A 23513-nucleotide genomic window follows, 5' to 3' on the forward strand; every position below is an offset into this window, starting at 1 on the left:
GTATCGATTAAAAGGAGGATTATATGGCAAATAATTCAAGAAGAACTGGCCCGTTATTAGGCCCCATCTTTATATATTTCATTCTTACTCTTCTGATTTTCATGAGTATTTCACAATTAAATACATCAAATATTATAGAAATAACCTATACTGATTTGGTTAATTTAATCAACCAAGATACGATAATCAGTATTCAAATTGACACAAGTGGAATTGTTCAGGCAAAGGCGAAAAATGGGCAGATCTTTAGAGTTTATGCTCCAACATTACTCTTTGATCAAGTTTTTGTTAGAGCTTTAGCAAACGACGGTATCAAAGTAGAATACACAAAAAACACGGGTAGTAGTTGGTGGTTTACATTAATTATTTACATGCTTCCAATGTTTTTAATTATGATTTTTTGGTTTTGGATGTTTAGAAGAGCCGCAGGGGGAGAAGGAATACCCGGCGGTAGTTATAGAGCGAATCCAGCTAAAAGGTATGATTCAAAAAAGAATAAAATTACCTTCAACGAAGTTGCTGGAATCGATGAAATTAAAGAAGAGTTAGAAGATATTGTTAACTTTTTAAAAGATCCAAAAAATTACAGTTCTTTAGGTGCAAAAATGCCTAAAGGTGTCCTTTTAGCAGGACCTCCAGGAACAGGAAAAACCTTAGTCGCTCGTGCAGTAGCAGGGGAAGCAAATGTGCCTTTTTATTTTATGTCAGGTTCAGATTTTGTAGAATTATTTGTTGGAGTAGGAGCGGCAAGAGTCAGAGAGCTTTTCAAAGAGGCAAGAGAAAATAGCCCTTCAATTATTTTTATTGATGAATTAGATGCTGTAGGAAGACAAAGAGGAACAGGTTTGGGTGGTGGGCATGATGAAAGAGAACAAACACTTAATGCCCTTTTAGTAGAAATGGATGGTTTTGATCCAAGAGAAGGAATAGTAGTTATGGCGGCAACTAATAGACCAGATATATTAGATAAGGCGCTTTTAAGACCAGGTAGATTTGACAAAAAGATTTATTTAGATGTGCCTGATTTAAAAGCACGAGAAGAAATAATCAAGATTCATCTAAGGGGTAAACGAATAGCTACAGATGTGGATATAAGTGGTTTGGCTCGCAGTACACCGGGATTTGTTGGTGCCGATTTAGAAAATATGGTAAATGAAGCTGCTTTATTAGCTGCAAGAGAAAATAGAGATTTTATTACTAACAATGATTTTCAGGAAGCTATAGAACGTGTTGTAGTTGGTCCCTCAAGAAAGTCAAGAAAAATAAATGAAAAAGAAAGAAAAATAGTAACATATCATGAATTAGGGCATGCTTTATTAGGTTATCTACTACCATATGCTGACCCTGTTCAAAAAATCACTATAATTCCTCGAGGACAAGCTGCGTTGGGATATACAATGCAACTTCCTACTGAGGATAGGTTTATTATCACTGAACCAGAATTAAAAGATAGAATAGTTGGTCTTTTAGGGGGGAGGGCCGCTGAAGAAATTGTTTTCAACGAAATAACAACTGGTGCAGGAAATGATTTAAAAAGAGCAACAGACTTAGTAAGAGAAATGGTCACCCAATTGGGAATGAGTGAGAAAATAGGACCTATAGCATGGGGAGAAGAAGTGGGAGAAATTTTTTTAGGTAGAGAATTAACAAAAATGAAAAATTTCTCTCAAAAAACTGCTCAAGAAATAGATTCAGAAATTAAAAATTTTATTATAAGTAGTTATGAAAAAGCAAAAGAAATGTTACTATCTAATAAAAATAGATTGGATCTTCTTGCTATATATCTATACAATAAACAAGAAATTTCTGGAAAAGAATTCAAAAAAATGATGCAAATGGAGATAGAAGAATTACAAGATTACGTACTTAATGACAAAGAAGTTTCAATAAAAGATTTAAAGATTTCTTATACATAAAAGTGAGGTGTTTAAATGTCAAATAAGGAACACCAAACAGAAGAATATAAAATTGGCATAATAAACCGCTTGAAAAGAATAGAAGGGCAAATTAGAGGCCTTCAAAAAATGGTAGAAGAAAATAGAAATTGTTCTGAAATTTTAATTCAATTGTCCGCAGTTAAAGGAGCATTGAATAAAACTACCGAAAAAATATTAAAAGAATATACTAAAGTTTGTATTATTGAATATGAAGAATCAGGAAATGAAAAGTTAATTGAAGAATTAATAGAGATATTGTCAAAATTTAAAGAAGTTTAAAAAATAGGAGTGATTTTATTGAGCAAGAAAAAAAAGAAATTTATTTCAATTTTTCTCATTTGTGTTTTGTTTATTACTTCGTGGATCTACGCAGAAAGTGTTTCAAATAGTTATAGTAAAGATAAATCTGCAGTACAAATTTATTATGAAAAATTTGAAGAACCAATTTTAAGAACCTTGTATTATATTAACAATTATTATTATGACAGAGATAAAATTGACTATGATAAAATTTTGGATTCTACGATTGAAGGTATGATGAAAGGCCTTAATGACCCGTTCGCATGGTATTTAGACTCTGTAGAAACTGAAGAAAGTAAAATAGATACTCAATCAAAATATGGTGGAATAGGTTTGACTATACGTTACGATTATGAAATAAAAGCGGTTGTAGTAGTTTCTCCAATGGTAGGTACACCTGCATATAGGGCTGGTTTGATGCCAAACGATTATATTATATCAATAGATGGAACCCCAACTTCTGAATTGAATATCAATAAAGCAGCTTCTTTAATGAGGGGTAATCCTGGTACAGAGGTTACTTTAGAAATATATAGAGATGGATGGCAGGAAACTAAAACTATAACTTTGATTAGAGAAATAATTGAAACAAAAACAGTAAAATATGATGCAATTAATTATGAAAATAAAAAATTTGGCTATATTCTATTGACAAACTTTTCTGAAACAAGCCCTCAAGAAATGAGGCAAGCTTTAAATACCCTTTCTAAAAATAATTTAGAAGGTCTTATCCTTGATTTAAGAAATAACCCTGGAGGGTTACTTAATTCTGCAATAGAAGTAACTTCTATGTTTTTGAAAACTGGTGAAATAGTCAGTATTAGTTATTTTGACGGGACCAAAGAAATTATTCCTACTATTCCTGGATATTATTACAATTTTTTAGAAAAGATACCAATAGTATTATTAGTTAATAAAGGTTCTGCTTCTGCTTCCGAAATTTTGACAGGAGCTTTAAAAGATAACTCTGTCGCAACTATTATAGGAGAAACCACGTATGGAAAAGCTGCTGTACAAAGTACTTTTCAATTATCAACTGGAGGAGAAGTATGGATACCGATCGCTCATTATTTTACGCCGAGTGGAGAAGATATACATTTAAAAGGTATTAAACCGGATATAGAAATTAAAAATCCTCCAAAAGAAATTGCTTCTTTAAGCACAATAACTGAAGAAGAAGCTTCGCAAGCTCTTAACACAACAACAGATAAACCTGTTATAAACCTTGAAGAAGATTTACAATTGAAAACTGCATTGGATTTCTTATTAAGGGGTAATTAAATGTGCGATTTTATGGATGGGTAATTATACTTTTTATTTTATTTTTTTCATCATCTGTTTTATTATATTTATTATACGGCCATGTAGAAACTAATATTTATCAATTAGAGAAACCTCCTATGTTTCAAATTAAAAATCAAGAAGATAAAACAAGTTTTTTATCTAAACAGTTAAATGATATACACAATCTTTCCCTTTTGACAAAAGATATAATAGGAAACAAAGTTTTCGTTGGAAGGATTAATTTCGATTTTAAAGAAAATTTTTTAAGCGTAAAACCTTTAAACAAACGCTCTTATGAGGATTTAACAAGTTTTTTAATTTCCACTGGTGAAAATTATAAAGAAAAACGGGTAGATTATGAACTTTATGGTTTAAAATTACCTTATTATCAGTTTTTAACTAATAATGTATATGTTGAATTAACGCCCGTTATCTTTGTTTTAGATTTGGAAAATATAGATGAAAATGTTATAAATTACTTAAAGAGTAGATATTATATTTTTACAAAAAGTGCGTATCGACCATATTCTTTCAACCAAACCTTGTTAAATGCATTAAATGATTATGGAGGAATTATTTTAGACAATTCTATAATTGACAATGCGGCAGTCCAGCCTACTATAAATGCGCTTGTTCAAGAAGGAATAAATATTGTGTATGATTATTCAATATTATTATTTGAAAGGTGAACTGATTAGATATGTTTTTGGATTTTTACAATGCTCTTTTCAGTCCAAATAAAATCCTAAATGTAACCAAAAAAACTTTTTTCATTCCTATAATTATAGCTATATTGTTTATATTTTCTCCAATAATTTTGAAAAACCCCACTTTTATAGTAATTGGTCGAATAAATATTTCAAAGTTAAAATTGATACTTTTTATTTTGTTTTTTTCTTATTTAAGCGCAGGAATAAGGAATTTATTTTCCGAAAATAACTTTTTTTACTCTTATATTTCCACCATTTCTCCTTTAGTCCTTGGACTGTTAGGAAAATTCTTTTTATATATAGCAATTTGCTGGATACTAATTTTACGCTTATATATAGATTTAAAATCAAAAAATTATATTTCTATGATAATAGGGCTTATTTTTGATGCATTTTTAATTTTTTGGTTAATATGAAAAGAGGCTTTAATAAATCAAAGCCTCTTTTAAATTTATGTTTTAAAATACGATTTTTTTAAGAATAATCTTCATTTTTAAAGTACTAAAAAAACATATCGCTACTTAATCTTAAAGGCAAATTCAGCCAATAAAAAGCGCTTAAATCAAACTGAATATAAAACATATAATCAATCTCTTCTTTCATGAAATCGTAACTTACGTCTGCACCAACTACAATTCCATCAAATCTATATTTACCAGATTCAAAGGATAAATACGGTCTCCAAAGAACTTTATCGATGCTGCTTCCTAAATAAATTGATCCTTCCTCATAACCCACATAGGGTGTTATTTTAGTATCAAAAGCAACAAAAGGTTTATCTAAAACAGCTAAAATCCCCGCATCAGAAACATATGATAACCATAATCCAAAGTTATATATATCATAATTATTTACTGAATACGGTTCTATTTGAAATATCGAGTCTATACGATAATACTCTAAAGAAGCATTAGTTAAGCCCATTCCTCCACCAATAAAAGTATTGACATACTGCCCCAAATACAAAAGATAATTATTTGAAATGTAAAAATCACTATATATTTTTTCGCTTCCTAAACTTAAATTTATACTGTTTGTAGTGTAATAGTCAAAAGTTATTCCCAAATCCAAATAGAATTCGTTGCCATCTGTATAACTTTGAATAATCCCTAAATAATTTGTTGCTTCACTGACAAATATAGTTCCTGCACCATAAAAAATATTTTCGTTTTCGTCAATTAATAAAACTGGATAAGGAATAAAATAAGGCTTTTCAAAATTATATTTATCTAATTCATAATCTTCAGGAAAAGTTAAAGCATATTTTTCAAATTCAATCAACACGGTTTCATCTTTCAAAAAAGAATCATAATAACTATTCTTTTCTGTTAAATCTAAGTATGTTAAATGATACCCTTCATGATCATAAAATAAGTGATATAACTTATTATTTAAAATAACGGGATTGAATGCTCCAGTAATATAGTTTGTCATCTGTTCTAATTTATTATTGTTAAGGTCTAATTTATAAATGTTGTAAATATTGTCTTTGTAATTTGCAGAATAGTAAATATTATTATCTTTTACAAAAATTTGTAGCTCTTTAAAAGAATCATTTGTTATTTGACTTACTTTGTTAGTTTCTAAATCATATCTATAGATGTCTGTTTGATTTTTATAATTTATAGAAAAATATATTAAATTATTTTCTGAATCAATTGAATTAACAACATATTTGCCGTAATCAATTAACATTCGAGATTTATTAGTTTTCAAATCATATAAATATATTGCGGTTAATCCTTTATCTAATTTAGAATAAATTACTTTATCTGTACCAACAAAGGCAAACACTTTCACTCTCTCATCAATTAATTTTTCTCCTGCTGAACAGCCACAGTCATAATACAATTTGTTGGTATAAAACCCATTAGAATATGTAGTTACTAAATATAACAAATCTCCATTTTCATTAACATCGAAACTATTTACATTTTTTTTAATTAAATCGTTATTTTTATAGATTCCTTTTGGTTTATTAGGCATCTCTAAATATCCATAAACAGAATCCCCATCTGTTCTTAAATTTCCAGTATTTTGATGTGTTTCATCTATTTTAAGCCATGAAAATTTATACCCTTTTTCAATTAATGAATCATATTTTGAAATATTTTCTTTTTTTATGTTTCCTATAAATCTTTCCCATCTTGCTCCTGTTACCCATTCAAAAGCTTCATCAATATTACTAAAAATATTTCTGTTTAAAACTTTTACAATTTCCCTTAAAGCGGTTTCTCCATAATTTTCAACTATTTCTCTTACTAAAATAGCCCCGTACATGTAATTGAAGCCAGCCGGACTCCAAACATCTATTTGTGAACCTGACCCCAAATAATATCTCGGAAATTGATTACTTAAAATCTCAGCTCTTAAATACATGTTAAATAAGTCATCTTCAAATCTTCCACCAAAATTTTTACTTTCCATATAGATTGACAAACCCTCATGCAAATAACTTGGTTGATGAACCATATTGATTGTATTTTTAATTAATTTATTTGGGATCCAAGAAATCAAAGGATCCCTAACATCGCTTCCATAAAATATATGTGTTAATTCATGAGAAAGAACAAACCTACTCCAATCTTCTACATTGTTTCCTAAAGCCAAAAAATCTTCTGGAGGATTAATATACAATCTTATAACATTTGTTGAAGTCAAAGCAAAAGAATTCGTAAAATCAACATCATCTAAAATAAAAATAGTAATTTTACCTGGATTAGAATTGTAAAAATACTTGTATTTTACATATAATTCTTCTGCATATTCACTGATTTCTTCATAAAAATAATAAAGATCTTTTTCAAAAACAAATCTATAATTTTCAGTTTCTATCTGATAAAGTTCTTTAGGTGGTGTATAAACTTGTGAAGAGAAAAAAAACAAAGGAATTATCATAAAAATCAAGATAACAGTTACTTTTTTGAATTTAAATTCTGACAATATGTTTTTCATGAGATACCCCCTTGCAAATTCAAGAATTTATTTTAAAAAAATCTCATTCCTAACCTATTTAAACTGATAAATCAATTATACAACAAAATAATTAAAAAATAACTCTTTGATATTTTATAAATATTCTTGACAAAAGACACTTTTTATGATAAACTTATTTACGTAAAGGATGCCGAGATGGCGGAATTGGTAGACGCTGCGGACTTAAAATCCGCTGGGTGGAGACACCCGTGTCGGTTCGAGTCCGACTCTCGGCACCATTAAAATAAATTTACTTTTACTTGGTGCGGGGTGGAGCAGTCTGGTAGCTCGTCGGGCTCATAACCCGAAGGTCGTAGGTTCAAATCCTACCCCCGCTACCATTTTTATTTATGGCGGCGTAGCTCAGTTGGCTAGAGCATACGGTTCATACCCGTAGTGTCAAGAGTTCGAATCTCTTCGCCGCCACCAATAAGCTAAAAAATAAAAAGATGGGGTGAAAAATTACTCACTCCATCTTTATTTATTATTCAATTATAATATAATTTATTTTTAAAACTCTAATACCAATCCTGCTCCAATTTTCCATCCAGATAAATCTAATTCTCTTGTACTTTCACCTTCGTACTTTACATATTCTCCTGAATAACTTTTTTCCTCAGTTAAAGGTATTTTTGCCCATCTATAAGTACCGTTTAAAGAAAGACTTAAAGTATTAGTGATTCCAATATTCACACCTGCTCCAGCAAAGTATCCTAATCCACTATATTTTTCACCTGATGAAAGAGTTATACTTCCTGAACCCCAACTTAATTCTCCTTTATACGTAGTTTCATTCATATAATAAGACAATCCTACTTTTGCATCTATGCTCAATGGAAGTACTAATGTATTTATCCTGAATCTTAAGGCTCCATATGGTGCAAGTGTATTTTGAGATAAAGTCAAAATTCCATCAGTACCATCATATTTGCTTTGAAACCAATCTGCTCCAAATTCCATACCAACATTTCCTCCAACCGCTATTCCAGCATAAGCGCCAAAACCTTTTCCTACTTCCTCAAGTACTTCATCACTTAAAGTCATCTTTTCACCATCAATATAATAATCAAAGTTATATGTGTTATAACTACCTCCTCCAATAATATCAAGAGAGTATACTGCAATAACTACCGTTAAAATTAAAATCGTAGTAAAAACTTTTTTCATATTTATCGTCCTCCTTTAAATTTATTTTTAATACTTACTAATTCCTAATTTCTTTACCTTTTTCAGTACTTGCACCGAAGGAAGGGGAGAGGGCTCCGCCCTGGACTCATCTTAAATTCAAAAGCCCATTTTCTGAAAATTATCATTTCTAAAATACCTACTATAGTCACCTAAAAATTCTAAACTTCACATTTTATAAATATTTTAGCATTGATTTTTTTACAAAATATCTCCCCGCTTCTAATCCTTACTAATTCCTAATTTCTTTACCTTTTTCGGTACTTGGACTGAAGGAAGGGGAGAGGGCTGTGCCCCGAACCCATTTTAAATTCAAAAGCTTATTTTCTGAAAATTATCATTTCTAAAGTCCATAATTTATTTCTAAATCGTTCAATCAATTTCTTATTCTCACTTTTATGAAATTATATTACCTAAAAATTAAAAAATGATTAAATAGTTTTAGTTTTATATTTTATTTATTTTCAAAACTCTGCTGTAAAAATGTTTTATTTTATTCGTCGAAAAAAATTCTTTACTTGAATCTTCGATAATAATACCTCTTTCTTCTAATGCTTTTCCAGATAATGTCTTAACTTCTATCTCTTCTTCTCCTACTCCTTCATATATTTTATAAATACTTTTTTCTTCTAACCCTTTCAACTTTAAATTGACTCTATCAAACAACCCAAAACGTCTCGGATTTCTAAGATATATAATAACTCCTTCACTCTTATCTTCGTTTAGATATTGAACTGCAAAATATCTCTCTTTTGCTACTGATGACAGTCTGTATTGATAACCTTCTTGCACTATCTCTCTTATTTCTTTATACAATTGAACTTGTTTTTTTGCTATTTCAAAATCTTTTTCGCTAAATTTATTTAAGTCAGCACCTATACCTAAGGATCCCATCATAGATGAATGAAATCTGTATTCTAAAGGATACGTATCTTTTCCTCCCCAATCAGTTACCCATCCCATCATTATTTTAGGAGCATAGGCATAAGAAAATCCTTCTTGAATTTCTAATCTATCAAATGGGTCGGTGTTGTCACTTGTCCATACTTGATCTGCATACTGCATAATACCCAAATCTACTCTTCCTCCGCCGCTCGAACAATTCTCAAAAGTAACATGAGGATATTTTTCTCTCAAGTATTTCCATATATCATATAAATTCCACACATATTTCACCCATATTTCTCTTTGTCTTTCTGATTCGACTTCTGGCCAACCTGATTCAAAAACATGTCTATTCATATCCCACTTAACAAAATCTATGTTATTTTCTAATAAAAGCTTGTCCATAAAATCTATTATAAATTGCTTTACATCTTCTCTTGCTAAATTAAGCATTAATTGATTTCTTTCTACTGAACGTGGCCTATTTTGAAAGTTTATAACCCAATCAGGATGTTTTCTATACAAATCACTATCAGGATTTACCATTTCAGGTTCTACCCATATACCAAAATCCATCCCCAAAGATTTTACATAATCTATTAAAGACTTTAATCCATTTGGAAACTTCTCTTTGTTTACATACCAATCACCTAATCCGGCACGATCATCATTTCTTTGACCAAACCATCCATCATCTATTACAAAAAGTTCTACACCAATTTTTGCTGCTTTCTCTGCAAGAATCTTCTGATTTTCCTCAGTTACATTGAACGTAGTTGCTTCCCATGAGTTATACAAAACCTTTCTTAATTTATGTGCTTTATCTTGAGGTAAAATATAATCAAGTTGATAATGATGTAAATTCTGACTTGCTTTAGAAAATCCTTCTTCTGAAAAACCAAATACAAACTTAGGAGTCATAAATTTTTTTGATGGTTCTAAAATATATGTAAAGTCCCATTCGTTGATACCAGCTATAATCGCTATTCTTTCATAAATTCTTTTTTGAATAGATATTTTCCAGTTTCCACTCCAAGCTAATTCACCAAAATATACTTTTCCATTATCTTCTGTTGCATCGTAGTCAATTGCAAAATATGGATTCATATAAGCGCTGGTTTTACCTACTCTACTTTCTAAAACTTTGCTCCCTTCATTTATTTTTTCTTTTCGTAAGTGAAATTCGCTTCCCCACATACCAGTTAAATAATTTAACCTTACTTTTTCTGAATTTTCAACGTATAATGACGCTGATTTTATATCTTCTATCTTTATTTCTTTATCAGAACTATTTTCTAATTCTACCCATCTTTCTATAATGTCGTACTTTTCTATTAATCTATAGAAAAGTTTTACACTCAATCCATATTGTTCATCTAATAATTTTATAATTAGTTGATTGCCTTTAATTTCAAAATCAACATAATTCAAAACTACGTCTCTCACTCCATCATAATATTCAACTTTTAAACAGGGTTCTACATTATTCTTTTCTCCTCTAACAGAAAACTCATCATCCCAGGTGTACCTATCCATTACAACAAGATCATCAACTTCTGGATAATCTTCAAACCTTGGTAATTTTGATCCCCAATATACATTTTTTAACTTTCCTTCTTTATCTAAAGCGAATACATATCCCATATTTATAGTTTCTAAAATCCATTTTTTCTTCTTTTCTTCAAAAACTATTGCCATCTTATCACCTCTTAACATTTGATTTTATATTATGAATATGATAACATTAATTAAAAAAATTTCAAAGTTAATTAGCCTAAAAATGAACATTTTCAAAAATAAAATTTTGAATTTAGGAATTTTAGAAATGAGAATTTTTTAAAAATAAGCTTTTGAATTTAAAATGGGTTCAGGGCGGAGCCCTCCCTTCTCTTCTTAGCTACACGTAGCGAAAAAGTTAAAGAAATTTATATTTTGCAAGGATTAGATAGGAACTTTAGAAATGAGAATTTTTTAAAAATAATCTTTTGAATTTAAAATGGGTCCAGGGCGGAGCCCTCCCCTCTCTCCTTAGCTACGCGCAGCGAAAAAGTTAAAGAAATTTATATTTTGCAAGGATTAGATAGGAACTTTAGAAATGAGAATTTTTTAAAAATAATCTTTTGAATTTATAAGGAGGAGACTATATGAAAAGCATGTGGTCAGAATTTAAAAAATTTGCTGTTAAAGGAAACGTTATTGATCTCGCTGTTGGTGTCATTATAGGAAGTGCTTTCAGTAAAATCGTCACTTCTTTAGTAAATGATATTTTGATGCCTTTCATAGGGTTACTTATAGGAGGCATAAACTTTGCGTCTCTCGAATTTCGCATAGGAGAGGCAACTATTAAATATGGTAATTTTATCCAAACAGTTGTGGATTTTCTAATCGTAGCATTTTCTATATTCATATTTGTTCGCTTTATAAATAAGATAAGGAAAGAGTTTGAAAAACCAACTCCTCTTCCACCTCCTCCTACTCCACCAGCTCCTTCTAAAGAAGAGGTATTGTTAACAGATATTAAAAATATTTTACAAGAAATTAAATCTAAAAAATAAGCTTCTAATTCTGATAATTCCATACTAATAAAAATTTCTAACTACCTTTTTGGTTCCCTTTCGAAAACAGTATGTAGAAAAAATAAGATATGAACAATAAGTAAAAATCTAATATTATGTATGGTCATTATTGTTTGTTTTGTTTCCTTTTCTCGAGTAGATGGATGCAGTTGTCTATGATTTAGACATGGTAGCCTTCTCTAAATTTGTCATTGTATAAAATCAATTTAACTACAGCTTAATTACCACACTATTTTTAAGAAAACCTTATTACTTTTTTATTTTTTCTATATCAAAAAATTTACAAACACTGAGATTGACAAATTCCAAAAAAAGAATTATATTTAAATTGTCGATATAATTTTAAAGAAGGTGAATACCAACGAAAAAATCTGCTATTAGCTTTATCATCGTTATGGGAATAGTGAGTTTAGTTGCCGATATTACTCATGAAGGCGCAAGAAGTTTGATAGGACCTTATTTAAGTTTACTTGGAGCAAGTGGTGCGATTGTTGGATTAGTTTCAGGTTTAGGAGAGTTTATCGGTTATGGTTTAAGGCTATTGACAGGTTATTTGAGCGATAAGACACGTAAATACTGGTTATTTACTTTCCTTGGGTATACGATAGATGTATTTGCTGTCCCTGCACTTGCCTTAACCGGAAGATGGCAAACTGCTGCAATGCTAATAATTCTAGAAAGGATCGGAAAAGCCACAAGAAAACCTGCAAAAGATACTCTTATGTCTTATGCAGCAAGAAATGTTGGAAGCGGTAAAGGATTTGCTATTGCAGAAGTTCTTGATCAAATAGGAGCTGTAGCAGGACCTTTAATACTAAGTTTTATACTTCTTTTTAGAAGTGATGATGATATAGGAAACTATCAATTTGCTTTTGCGATGCTATTAATTCCAGCTCTTCTAACTATTGTGTTATTAATATTTAGCAAAATTAATTTCCCAGAGCCCGAAAAATTTGAAACTAAGCAAAATAAGATAGATACCAAAGGATTGAATAGATCATATTGGTTATATTTGGTAGCTATATCTTTAATTGCCGCTGGATTTGTAGATTTTCCACTACTGGCTTTTCACTTTCAAAGGAATATGATTTTAACAGACTCTTTAATTCCCTTTATGTATGCTATAGCTATGGGAATAGATGCATTTGCTGCCCTTATTTTTGGATTCTTATATGACAAAATAGGAATGGGTAGTCTTATTATAGCTTCTTCTCTTAGCTTATTTTTTTCACCTTTTGCTTTTCTATCAAATTCGATTATTTTGATAATTATTGGAATTATTTTTTGGGGAATTGGGATGGGAGCCCAGGAATCAATTTTAAAATCTGTCGTAGCTGATATAATTCCTTCTGAAAAAAGAGGAACAGCTTATGGATTATTTAATACAGTCTTTGGATTATTTTGGTTTATCGGAAGTGCAATTATGGGATTATTGTACGATTATTCAATAATAACTTTGGTAGTTTTTTCAATGACATTAGAAGTTGCAGCAGTTATAGTACTTTTTGTACTTAAGAAGAAACTAACTAATTAGTTTGTAGTAAATCTCTCTGCTTTATATTATGAAAAAATTCTTTTAAAAATATCCTTTTGTAAGGAGTGTATTTTGAAATATTTCTTTCAATTTGTGGCATAAATATACAAAATGAATTGGGAGAAATTTGACCAATAATTTTAGAATTTTCAACTTGTGCTATATTATTACTAAAGATATCTTTTAAAATTGTATTATTCATAAGAAAAGTTTATTGAAAATTAGAATCGTTCTAATTTAAATAACTATCGTTATGATTCAATTTCTTATTTTTAGAATAATTATATTTTTTATATTAACAAATACGTGCCTTTTTCTAAAATGATTTTGTAGTAAAATTTACTAAATTAAACATTTTTGAAAATAATTTATAGAGGTGTTGTATAACAAATTCAAATCTAAAATATTTATAAAAATTAGATATTAGAATTTTAAAGGGTGAGAAGAATGATAGATATTGTAGAAAGGTTCAAGAAATATATTGCTATAGATACCAAATCTGATGAATCAAGTAAAACTGTGCCAAGTACACCTGGACAATTAGTACTAGGAAGATTATTAGTCCAAGAATTAAGAGAAATGGGATTAACAAATGCAAAACAAGATGAGCATGGTTACGTTTATGCTACCCTACAATCTAAGACGCAAAAACCTGTTCCGTCTATAGGATTTATAGCCCATATGGATACATCTCCAGACTTAGATGGCAAATGTACAAATCCACATATTTTCTTGTATCAAGGTGGTAACATTATATTAAATAATGATTACATAATGACTGTTGAAGAATTTCCTTTTCTGGATAAATTAAAAGGTAAGGAAATAATTACTACAGATGGAACAACACTTTTAGGGGCAGATAATAAAGCTGGAATTGCTGCTATTATGAATGCTGTTCAATTCTTAGTTAATAATCCAGATATTGAACACGGAAATGTTCAAATAGCTTTTACTCCAGATGAAGAAATTGGAAGAGGAACAGATTTTTTTGATATTGAAGGTTTTGGTGCAGAATTTGCATATACAGTTGATGGAGGACCACTTGGAGAATTAGAATACGAAAACTTTAATGCTGCAAGCATTAAACTAAAAATTTATGGGAAAAATGTACATCCAGGTACTGCTAAGAATGTAATGATAAATGCCTTAAGAATAGCACTTGAAATAGAAAGTATGCTTCCAGTAAATGAAAAACCAGAATATACAGAAGGATATGAAGGTTTCTTCTTGCTAACAAAACTAAATGGTACGGTTGATTATGCAGAAGCTGAATACATCATACGAGACCATTCAAAAGCTAAATTTGAATTTAAAAAACAATTTTTTCGAGAAATTGTTAAATTTCTAAATTACAAATATAGTCGAGAATTGGTCAAAGCAGAAATAACAGACAGTTATTATAACATGAAAGAAAAGATAGAACCACATATGGAAATTATTGAACTAGCAAAAAAATCAATGATTGACCTAAGTATTGATCCTATAATAAAACCCATAAGAGGAGGAACAGACGGAGCAAGACTGTCATATATGGGATTACCATGTCCAAATATATTTACAGGTGGTTACAATTTTCACAGCAGATTTGAATTGATTCCGGTGGAGGATATGAAAGTAGCTTCAGATACGATTGTAAAGATCCTTGAAAATAATGTCAAAGAAAAATAATTTTCCCCTTTTAGTGCTAAAAAACGAAATAAGGGCGTACTCTGGAGAGTGCACCCTTATTTTATTGAATTTTTAACTATTTTACCTAGATCTTCTTTTTAAAACCTTTAAACCATAAATGGGTAGCTTTACTTCTTTAGATGCTTTTTCTCCTGTCAATAAATCTGTGTAATCAAAATTGTCTAAAGTTACTGTGCTTTCTTCATTTCTAAAATTCATTAAGAATACGTAATCGTTTTCTCCGTCTGTTCTCATTTGAGCTGTTACTCCATGGGGAAGTTCTGTGTTAACAGTTTTTCTCAAATTAAGTTCTTGAATAAGTTTACCGTAGAACATATCATTAAACTTATCTTCGTTTCTTGAAGCTATGTAATATGATCTGCCTCTTTCAAAGTCATTTACCGTTAAAGCGGGCCTTCCTGCATAGAAATCTTCTTTGTAAGTTGCCAAGCTTCGAGCTCCTTCTAAATGAATTAGATCACATAATTCACTCGCCTTATAATCTCCTTTTAACCCAAGTTCATTACCTTCATTAAAAGAAACGAGCCTTTCTTCTCCGTCGTAAAGTGCATCAATTTCTTCAGCCCAGATCCCAAGAACTTTTTTCAAATGTCCAGGAAATCCCCCTAAGAAACATAAATCAGTTTCATTAACAATCCCAGACCAATAAGTTGTGACGAAGGTGCCTCCATTTTTCACAAATTCTTCGATTCTTTCGGCTACTCCACCTTTAACCATATACAGCATTGGAGCAATAAGTAGTTTATATTTTGAAAAATCACAATCCATATTAATTACATCAACAGGAACGCCATTTTTCCAGAAAGGTTTGTAATTACTTACAACAGTTTCTTCATAATGAATTCCAATATTTCTCGGTCCTTTTGCATCTTTCATAGCCCAACGGTTTTCCCAATCAAAAATGATAGCAACTTCTGGTTTCACAGTAGTTCCAATTACTTCATCTAATTTCTTAAGAATTTCTCCAACTTCTTGTACATCTCTAAAGACTCGAGTATTCTCATGTCCACAATGATCAACAACTGCTCCATGAAATTTCTCACTGCAACCCCTGCTCTTCCTCCATTGAAAATATTGAACAGTATCTGAACCATGTGCTACTGCTTGAATAGAAGAAAGTAAATGCATACCTGGTCTTTTTAACTTGCTAACAGTCATCCAATTTGTCATGCTTGGTGTACTTTCCATGAGCATGAATGGTTTTCCACCCTTCAGGGACCTATTTAGGTCGTGTACCAAACTAACTTGACAAGCTAAATCTGAATCATCGTTAGTTTGATGCCACCTTGGGTAATTGTCCCAAGATACGACATCTAAAAAGTCAACAAATTTCCAGTAATCTAATCCTTCATAGACTCCCATAAAATTAGTTGTAACAGGCAATTCTGGGTTAATCTTTTTTAAAGGCTTAATTTCATGTTTAAAAAAATCAACAGTTTGATGGGTTACGAATCTTTTCCAGTCTAAATTTAATCCATGAACAAGATTTTCTCCGTGTGGAGCAGGAGATTCTATCTGAGACCAATCGGTGTAAGTATGACTCCAGAAAGATGTCCACCATGCATGATTGAGATTGTCAAGAGTTCCATATTTATCTTTTAGCCAGCTTCTAAAAGCTTCTTGACAAAGGTCACAATGACATTCTCCCCCATATTCGTTTGATACATGCCACATGATTACTCCGGGATGTTTTGAATATCTTTCAGCAAGATTTGTGTTCATTATTCTGACTTTTTCTCTGTAAATAGGAGATGTATAACAATGATTATGACGCTCTCCGAATAGATTTCTTACCCTATTTGGACCGACTCTTAGAACTTCTGGATATTTTTGAGCCATCCACGTTGGTCTTGCACCACTCGGAGTTGCAAGTATCGTGTAAATTCCGTTTTTATACAATCTTTCAATCACTTCATCCAACCATTCAAAATTAAACTTACCTTCTTCCGGTTCAAGAGTACTCCATGCGAAAATACCTACAGACATAACATTACAGTTAGCAAGTTTCATAAGCCTGATGTCTTCTTCAAGAACTTCTGGATAGTTGAGCCATTGATCAGGATTATAATCAGCACCATGGAGAAAATGAGAAACCTTTCCACTAATTGGGTTATACTTCACAATGTTTCCACTCCTTTAAGTAAATACTAATCAGAACTTAATTAAACAATTCTATCATTTATAGCTTTAATCTTTTCTGGATCAATTTTGAATTTTCTATCATATGTCAAGAGTCCATTCATTTCTTGCTCAACATCTGTCAATTGTGTATAACAATAACCGACTATGTAATCAATAGATTTTATAGCAGTGGTTATTTCGTCTAAACGTTTTAAAAATGCTTCTTCATTAGTAACTTTGTTTCCATAACCCCATCCCTCAGTTTGTGAAAAAGCAATTCCTCCATATTCTGTTATTAAAATTGGTTGATTATTATATGAATATCCTTCTGCAAAGATAAATTTATTGGCAGGGGCATCGTTGATAATTTCGCTTTTATCCTCATATATTTTCAAGAATTCTTTGCCCGATTCTCTATAATCATGGATGGTACATAAATCAGTATCTGTATGCTCCCAACCATCATTAGATACAACTAATCTTGTGGAGTCTGTAGATCTAATCATATTGACCAAACTTACTGTATAACTTTGTTGGTTTTTATCTACCAAAACACTAGGAACTCCCCACGATTCGTTAAAGGGGGTCCAAACTACTATGGAAGGATGATTATAATCTCTATCAATTATTTCTTGCCATTCTCTTGTATATTGATTAGCTGCTTCGTTTGTAAATTCATAAAATGAAGCCATTTCTCCCCAAACTAACAATCCTAACTTATCACACCAGTAAAGGTATAATGGATCTTCGACCTTTTGATGTTTTCTAGCTCCATTATAACCTAAAATTTTGGTCATTTTAATATCATTTATAATTGCCTCTTCACTTGGAGGAGTTAACAAAGAACCTGGAAAATAACCTTGATCTAAAATTAATTTTTGATAATAGGGACGATTGTTTAATAAAAACTTTCCATTTTTGGTAGACACTTTTCTAACACCAAAATAACTTTTTACAGAGTCCAAAATTTTCCCCTCATCATCTATTAATTCAAAGTAAATATCATATAAGTTGGGTTCTTCAGGAGACCATAATTTTATTTTCCACTCGAATTCTTTATTTAACAAATTTAAAACAAAGTTCATTTCATTATCAAAACAATGAAAGTCGGTTTCTACAATATCAATTTCTTCGAACTTTATAGTGACCTTCAGTTTATTTCCAACAGCTTCATGTGTCATAAAAGTATGGACTTTTAGATTGCCATTGTCTAAATCTGGAGTCAATTTAACTTTTTCAATATGTGCTTCGTTAACAGGTTCCAACCAGACTGTTTGCCATATGCCTGTAGTTTTTGTATACCAGCAAGCAAAAGGTTTTCCTATCCATGTTTGTTTTCCTCTCGCTTGTTTTGGATTATAACTTAGATCTTCAACTTTCACAACTATTTCTTCCTTACCGTCCCATTTTAAGGAATTAGTTATATTAAAGCTAAAAGGAGTATAACCTCCAATATGGCTACCTATATAATCGCCATTTACCCATACTTTAGCTATATAATCAACTGCTCCAAAATTTATTTTTATTGTTTCATTTTTCCAAGATTCGGGTACAGCAAATCTTTTTTGGTACCATATGTAATCGTGTGGGGCTTTGTCGTTAATTCCGCTCATTTCACTTTCATAACAAAAAGGAACTACTATTTTTTTTGAAAAGCTATGGGATATAAACCATTTTTCTTTTTCTCCAAGATTTTCATCATCAAATTCAAAATCCCAAGTTCCATTTAAATTCAACCAATTTTTTCTAACAAAGTTTGGACGAGGATATTCTGGTCGAGGTATATTATTCATATTCATTCTCCTTTTTATATTCTTGTTTTTTTAAAAATAATATTGTATGTTACGGAATAGGTTGTGGTGTTCTCGTAGGACCAAGTATTTTCAGGTTTCCATTCTCATCAAAGTAAATTCTATCAATATTTAGAACTCTAATACCACTTGGAGATTTTGGAAAAGCATGTGTGTGGTACACAATAAATAATTCACTATCATCTGGGGAAGTGGTAACTGAACAATGTCCTGGTCCTGAAACACCTATAGATAAATCTTTTGAAAGTATAGGATTATCTTTACTTTTGATCCACGGACCTTTTAGATTATTTGCAGTTGCATATCCAATACTATATTCTGAAGAAGCAAAATAATTTGCTGAATAAAGTAGATAATAAATACCATTTTCTTTCAGAACAAAAGGTCCTTCATTCCATTGCCATTCTTCAGTCAATCCTTCCCATTCTTGAGAAGGCTGCACAACTAAAAAAGGTTCTCCTATTACTTCGGTTAAGTCTTCAGAAAGTTCTCGTACATAAATTTGGCTAATATGTTTTCCATTAATAATATTTTCTGAGCAATCTCTTACATAAAATAAATACGGAATTCCATCTGTATCAATAAAAATATGTCCATCAATATTTGAAAAACCATCATCGAACAAGGGTGCTTTAATATTTTGAAAAGGGCCTACTGGAGACAAGCTTTCGGCAACAGCTATCTTTAAGTGACCATCAGAAGCTCGAGCACTATATATCATGTAATATTTATTATTATAGTTAATAACTTCTGGGGCCCAGAAATCACTTTGCCCCCATTCATTTCCTTCTTCAAATTTATTGAAAGCAAAACCTTTTTCCTCCCAATTTACCAAATTGCTTGATTCCCATACTTTAAATCCTATATTTGCAACTGATGTGCCATAGAGATAATAATTGCTCCCTACTTTTAATACATAGGGATCAGCTACAAAAACTCCTAGGGGATTAGTATAAGTAACATAATTTGACGAATCAAAATTAATATTATTATTACCGTAAATAAGCAATGAAAATAAATTAACAATTATCAAGAAAGCAGTTTTCAATCTATTTCACCTCTGACTACAGTACAAATCGTATACTTTTAATTTTTACTCTTTTAGTCCTCCAACAGTTAATCCTTGTATAAGCTGTTCTTGAAAGATCATGAAGAAGATAAAAATGGGGAGAGCTGCAATTACATTTCCTGCCATTGTAACCCCATATTTCATAGTATATGAACCATAAAAAGTTGCCAAGCCTACCGGTAAAGTGTACATTTTTTGATCAGTCATAACTATTAAAGGCCACAAAAAATCGTTCCACGTACTTACAAAACTGAAAACAGCTATAGCAACTAAAGATGGCTTAGCTAATGGAACCATTATTCGAAACAGAATATACAATTCACCAGCTCCATCAATCCGAGCTGCTTCTTCAAACTCGTTGGGAATGCCTTTGAAAAACTGAGATACAATCAAAACGAACATAGGATTTACCATATAAGGAATAATAAGCCCCCAATACTTATTTAAAAGATTCAAATCTCTTAAAAGCAAGTATCTTGGTATCATAATAGCCTGTAGGGGTATCATAATACCTGCTAAAGTAATATAAAATAAGAACTTATTTCCTGGATATTTTAATCTTCCTAAAGAATAAGCTGCTAAAACTGTTATAATAACAACTCCAAAAGTTGAAATTAAAGAAACGAAAGTACTATTTAAAAGCCAGTTTAAAACACCGGATTGCTTAAAAATATAAGTATAATTTCCAAAATTTAATTTTGAAGGGAAAACTTTTTGAGTAAGTATTTCTAAGTCACTTTTAAAAGAAGAAATGATCATCCAAAATATTGGGAAAACATATATAACTATAATAATAATAGCAATCCAAGTAAGTAATTTAGACTTTTTCAACTTTTATCACTTCCTCCACCAAGAGTTAATCTAAATTGAATAATTCCTACTATAAACATAATTACAAAGAAAAACAAAGCCATAGCTTGAGCATATCCCATTTTGAAGTATCTAAACCCTTGATCATATATGTATTGAATCAAAACCCGAGTTTTACCATATGGACCTCCACCAGTCATAATATAAACTTGACCAAATATTTGTAAAGAAGCTATTGTTTGTAAAACTAAAACCAAAGCATGCGTTCTTTTTAATAAAGGCAAAGTAATAAAAAAAGTTTTCTGAAAAGAATTAGCTCCATCTATTGTTGCAGCTTCATATATTGTAGGAGAAATTTCCTGTAAACCTGCCAAATACAAAATCACGTTAAAACCTAAAGTCCACCAGATAGTAGTTAAAGCTATAGCAGGCATAGCAGTATTAGGATTGGTAAGCCATCCTGTATAATTAATCCCAATTGCCCTAAATATCTTAGAAATTATACCAAACTGGGGTTGATACAGAAAAGCCCACGTACTGCACACTATTGTAATTGATAGTATATATGGAAAGAAAAACATAACTCTAAAAATCCTTCTAAAATAAATTTTTGCATTCAATAAAAGAGCTATCAAAAAACCCAATATAACCAAAAAAGGAACCGTTAAAATTACGAAATAAATCGTATTCCATAAAGAACTCCAAAAAGTTGAATCATTAAACATTGTCAAGAAATTTTCGAAACCTATAAATTTTGGCTCACTAAACAAATCCCATTCATAAAACGCCATTCTAAAACCTTGTATAAGCGGATAAATTAAAAATAATGCATACAAAAGACCGAAAGGGGTAAATAATAGATAGCCACTCAAAGTCCTTTTTTTCATTAATAATTTCTCCTCTCAATAATGTAATAATAAACGCTTTAGAAACTATAAAACTTAACCCTCACCAATTTTCAAAACTTATTTTTTGACATATATTTTTAATTTTAATCCTTACTAAATATGAATTTCTTCAACTTTTTTAACATTTGTATCAACTTATGGAAGAAAAGTTTCAACCTGAACTCCTTATAAATTCAAAACATTGCTTTTCAAAAATTTTCATTTTTAAAGTTCTTAAGATAATAAAAAACTTTAAAACTTAAAATTTATAAACAGTTAAAGATTCCCTAAATACTACCTAAATGCAACATTCCGCAAAATTGCGGAATGTTGCGACTTATTTGATCAACATCATTTTACTACTTGATTAACAGTTTTAACAAGATCTTCAGCAGCTTTTTGTGGTGTAATCTTACCTAAAATCACACCTTGACAAAGCTCTAGTAACTTATCTTGTATTTCTTTCCATCCTCTAACTTCTGGCACAAAAGCTCTTTCAGCAGAAACTACAAAATCTTCCCTTAGAGGCAAAGCTAAAAATTCCGCTGACTCTGCCACACTCTTAACAACGGGAAGGTGTCCCGCTTTAGCCCATTCATATGAATGATTCACTAACCATTCAGCAAATGTAACAGCAGCTTTAACTTTATCTTCATTCATTTTTGGAGCCTTAGGTATTATCAAGGTATGAGAATCTCCCCAAACATACGCTTTTTCACTAAAAGAAAAAGGTGGAACAGGCATAACTCCAATTTCCTGTAAAACTCCCATATCTTCAAAAGACGCTATAGCCCATACTCCATCAAAATTAAATCCTGCTTGACCACTTATCAAAAGAGCTCTTGCTGTATCATAATTTACATAAGTTGTTAATCCTTCTTCGTAAAACTTTAATATTTCTTTATATGTTTTTTCTGCTATTGTTTTGTCAATAAAGAAATTCCCATCTGAATCTTCCAATTTTCCGCCCAAATTTCTATAAATAGTTAGCCAAAGTCTTTCTCCCAAGCCATTAGCATCTTCTATAACCATTCCATATTTTCCCGTCTTTTCTTTAATTTGTTTACAAAAATTATAAAATTCTTCAAATGTTTTTGGAAGTAGTACTTCCCCTTTTGAATCCACTAATCCAGCTTCTCGAAGCACACTCTTATTATAATATAAAACTAATGGGTGTGTATCTAAAGGCAAAGCATATATTTGACCGCTGAAAGTGGCTGCTTGAATTATATTTTCTAAATAATCTGTTTTTATGTTATTAGAAACATACTTATCCAATGGTAATATAGTTCCTCTTTCAACATAATCAACTAAAGAAGAGCGATGCATAATAGCAAGATCCGGAGGATTTCCTCCTACCATAGACGCCAAAAGTTTGTTATAATATTGTCCCCAATCAAGAGGTTGTTGACTAACAAAAATTTGGTTTTGCTCCTTGTTAAATTGATCAATAAGATTAGTCATAATGTATCCTTCTCCACCACTGAAAAGAGTCCAAAACGTTATTTCTACAGGTTTAGTAAAGCCAAATATTGAAACAATAAACATTAAACCAATCAATAAAACTGAAAGCTTAGTTTTCATATACCTTTATACCTCCCTTAATATTTATCGATACCGTTAACGATACCAATAAAATTATAGCAATATTTACAGAGAATCCAAAATATGATTACGTGCTTTTAGAAGTAATTATGGATGATTAAAAACAATTAAAGACAATTAACTTAAATTTTCTC

General features: G+C 30.7%; 16 protein-coding genes and 3 tRNA genes. 10 read left to right on the forward strand and 9 right to left on the reverse strand.

What is annotated here, in order from left to right; genetic code table 11:
* The first annotated feature begins 23 nt into the window (after positions 1–23).
* The 4 genes from ftsH to X924_RS01300 are packed head-to-tail and all read left to right on the forward strand — an operon-like array spanning position 24 to position 4210.
* On the forward strand, positions 24–1916 hold the full coding sequence (gene ftsH / locus X924_RS01285; RefSeq protein ID WP_121957135.1) for an ATP-dependent zinc metalloprotease FtsH: 1893 nt from the start codon (positions 24–26) through the stop codon (positions 1914–1916).
* A 15-nt stretch (positions 1917–1931) separates the two neighbouring features.
* The gene (locus X924_RS01290) at positions 1932–2216 is read left to right on the forward strand and encodes a metal-sensitive transcriptional regulator (protein WP_121957136.1); all 285 of its coding nucleotides are present in this window, start codon (positions 1932–1934) and stop codon (positions 2214–2216) included.
* 9 nt (positions 2217–2225) lie between these two features.
* Complete coding sequence (locus tag X924_RS01295; protein WP_233186545.1) at positions 2226–3518, forward strand: S41 family peptidase; 1293 nt, start codon at positions 2226–2228, stop codon at positions 3516–3518.
* A gap of 2 nt (positions 3519–3520) precedes the next feature.
* Positions 3521–4210, forward strand: a complete 690-nt coding sequence (locus X924_RS01300) for a hypothetical protein (protein ID WP_121957138.1) — start codon at positions 3521–3523, stop codon at positions 4208–4210.
* Positions 4211–4732: 522 nt separating this feature from the next.
* On the opposite strand, the gene X924_RS01310 is transcribed toward X924_RS01300, so the two are convergent.
* A complete protein-coding gene (locus tag X924_RS01310) occupies positions 4733–7186 on the reverse strand; it encodes a hypothetical protein (protein ID WP_121957140.1) in 2454 nt (817 codons plus the stop codon).
* Positions 7187–7357: 171 nt separating this feature from the next.
* Here X924_RS01310 and X924_RS01315 point away from each other — a divergent pair.
* The 3 genes from X924_RS01315 (at position 7358) to X924_RS01325 (ending at position 7636) form a co-directional block, all read left to right on the forward strand.
* Positions 7358–7446, forward strand: a tRNA-Leu gene (locus X924_RS01315).
* Positions 7447–7471: 25 nt separating this feature from the next.
* Positions 7472–7548, forward strand: a tRNA-Met gene (locus tag X924_RS01320).
* Between the two features lie 11 nt (positions 7549–7559).
* Positions 7560–7636 (forward strand) — tRNA-Met (locus X924_RS01325).
* A gap of 81 nt (positions 7637–7717) precedes the next feature.
* Here the strand turns inward: X924_RS01325 and X924_RS01330 are convergent.
* Together X924_RS01330 and X924_RS01335 are read right to left on the reverse strand one after the other, a co-directional pair.
* A complete protein-coding gene (locus X924_RS01330; RefSeq protein ID WP_121957141.1) occupies positions 7718–8374 on the reverse strand; it encodes an outer membrane beta-barrel protein in 657 nt (218 codons plus the stop codon).
* Positions 8375–8839: 465 nt separating this feature from the next.
* Complete coding sequence (locus tag X924_RS01335) at positions 8840–10975, reverse strand: alpha-galactosidase (protein ID WP_121957142.1); 2136 nt, start codon at positions 10973–10975, stop codon at positions 8840–8842.
* A 455-nt stretch (positions 10976–11430) separates the two neighbouring features.
* On the opposite strand from X924_RS01335, the gene mscL reads away from it, so the two are divergent.
* The 3 genes from mscL to pepT all read left to right on the forward strand — a co-directional run bounded on the left by mscL (position 11431) and on the right by pepT (position 15055).
* Complete coding sequence (gene mscL, locus X924_RS01340) at positions 11431–11832, forward strand: large-conductance mechanosensitive channel protein MscL (protein ID WP_121957170.1); 402 nt, start codon at positions 11431–11433, stop codon at positions 11830–11832.
* 415 nt (positions 11833–12247) lie between these two features.
* Complete coding sequence (locus X924_RS01345; protein ID WP_121957143.1) at positions 12248–13387, forward strand: MFS transporter; 1140 nt, start codon at positions 12248–12250, stop codon at positions 13385–13387.
* 450 nt (positions 13388–13837) lie between these two features.
* Positions 13838–15055, forward strand: coding sequence for a peptidase T (pepT, locus tag X924_RS01355; protein WP_369826005.1), 1218 nt, complete (start codon positions 13838–13840; stop codon positions 15053–15055).
* Between the two features lie 81 nt (positions 15056–15136).
* Here the strand turns inward: pepT and X924_RS01360 are convergent, their stop codons facing one another.
* The 6 genes from X924_RS01360 to X924_RS01385 form a co-directional block, all read right to left on the reverse strand.
* Complete coding sequence (locus X924_RS01360; protein WP_121957146.1) at positions 15137–17200, reverse strand: beta-galactosidase; 2064 nt, start codon at positions 17198–17200, stop codon at positions 15137–15139.
* A 38-nt stretch (positions 17201–17238) separates the two neighbouring features.
* Complete coding sequence (locus X924_RS01365) at positions 17239–18990, reverse strand: glycoside hydrolase family 2 protein (protein ID WP_121957147.1); 1752 nt, start codon at positions 18988–18990, stop codon at positions 17239–17241.
* Between the two features lie 49 nt (positions 18991–19039).
* On the reverse strand, positions 19040–20056 hold the full coding sequence (locus X924_RS01370; protein WP_199172600.1) for a glycoside hydrolase family 43 protein: 1017 nt from the start codon (positions 20054–20056) through the stop codon (positions 19040–19042).
* 45 nt (positions 20057–20101) lie between these two features.
* Complete coding sequence (locus X924_RS01375) at positions 20102–20908, reverse strand: carbohydrate ABC transporter permease (RefSeq protein WP_121957148.1); 807 nt, start codon at positions 20906–20908, stop codon at positions 20102–20104.
* Positions 20905–21774: a carbohydrate ABC transporter permease gene (locus X924_RS01380; RefSeq protein ID WP_121957149.1), complete on the reverse strand. Its 870-nt coding sequence runs from the start codon at positions 21772–21774 to the stop codon at positions 20905–20907. The genes X924_RS01375 and X924_RS01380 overlap by 4 nt, the downstream gene beginning before the upstream one ends.
* A gap of 351 nt (positions 21775–22125) precedes the next feature.
* Positions 22126–23358: an ABC transporter substrate-binding protein gene (locus X924_RS01385; RefSeq protein WP_121957150.1), complete on the reverse strand. Its 1233-nt coding sequence runs from the start codon at positions 23356–23358 to the stop codon at positions 22126–22128.
* Between the last annotated feature and the right edge of the window lie 155 nt (positions 23359–23513).

The sequence above is a fragment of the Petrotoga sp. 9PWA.NaAc.5.4 genome (assembly GCF_002895485.1).
GTDB lineage: Bacteria > Thermotogota > Thermotogae > Petrotogales > Petrotogaceae > AZRK01.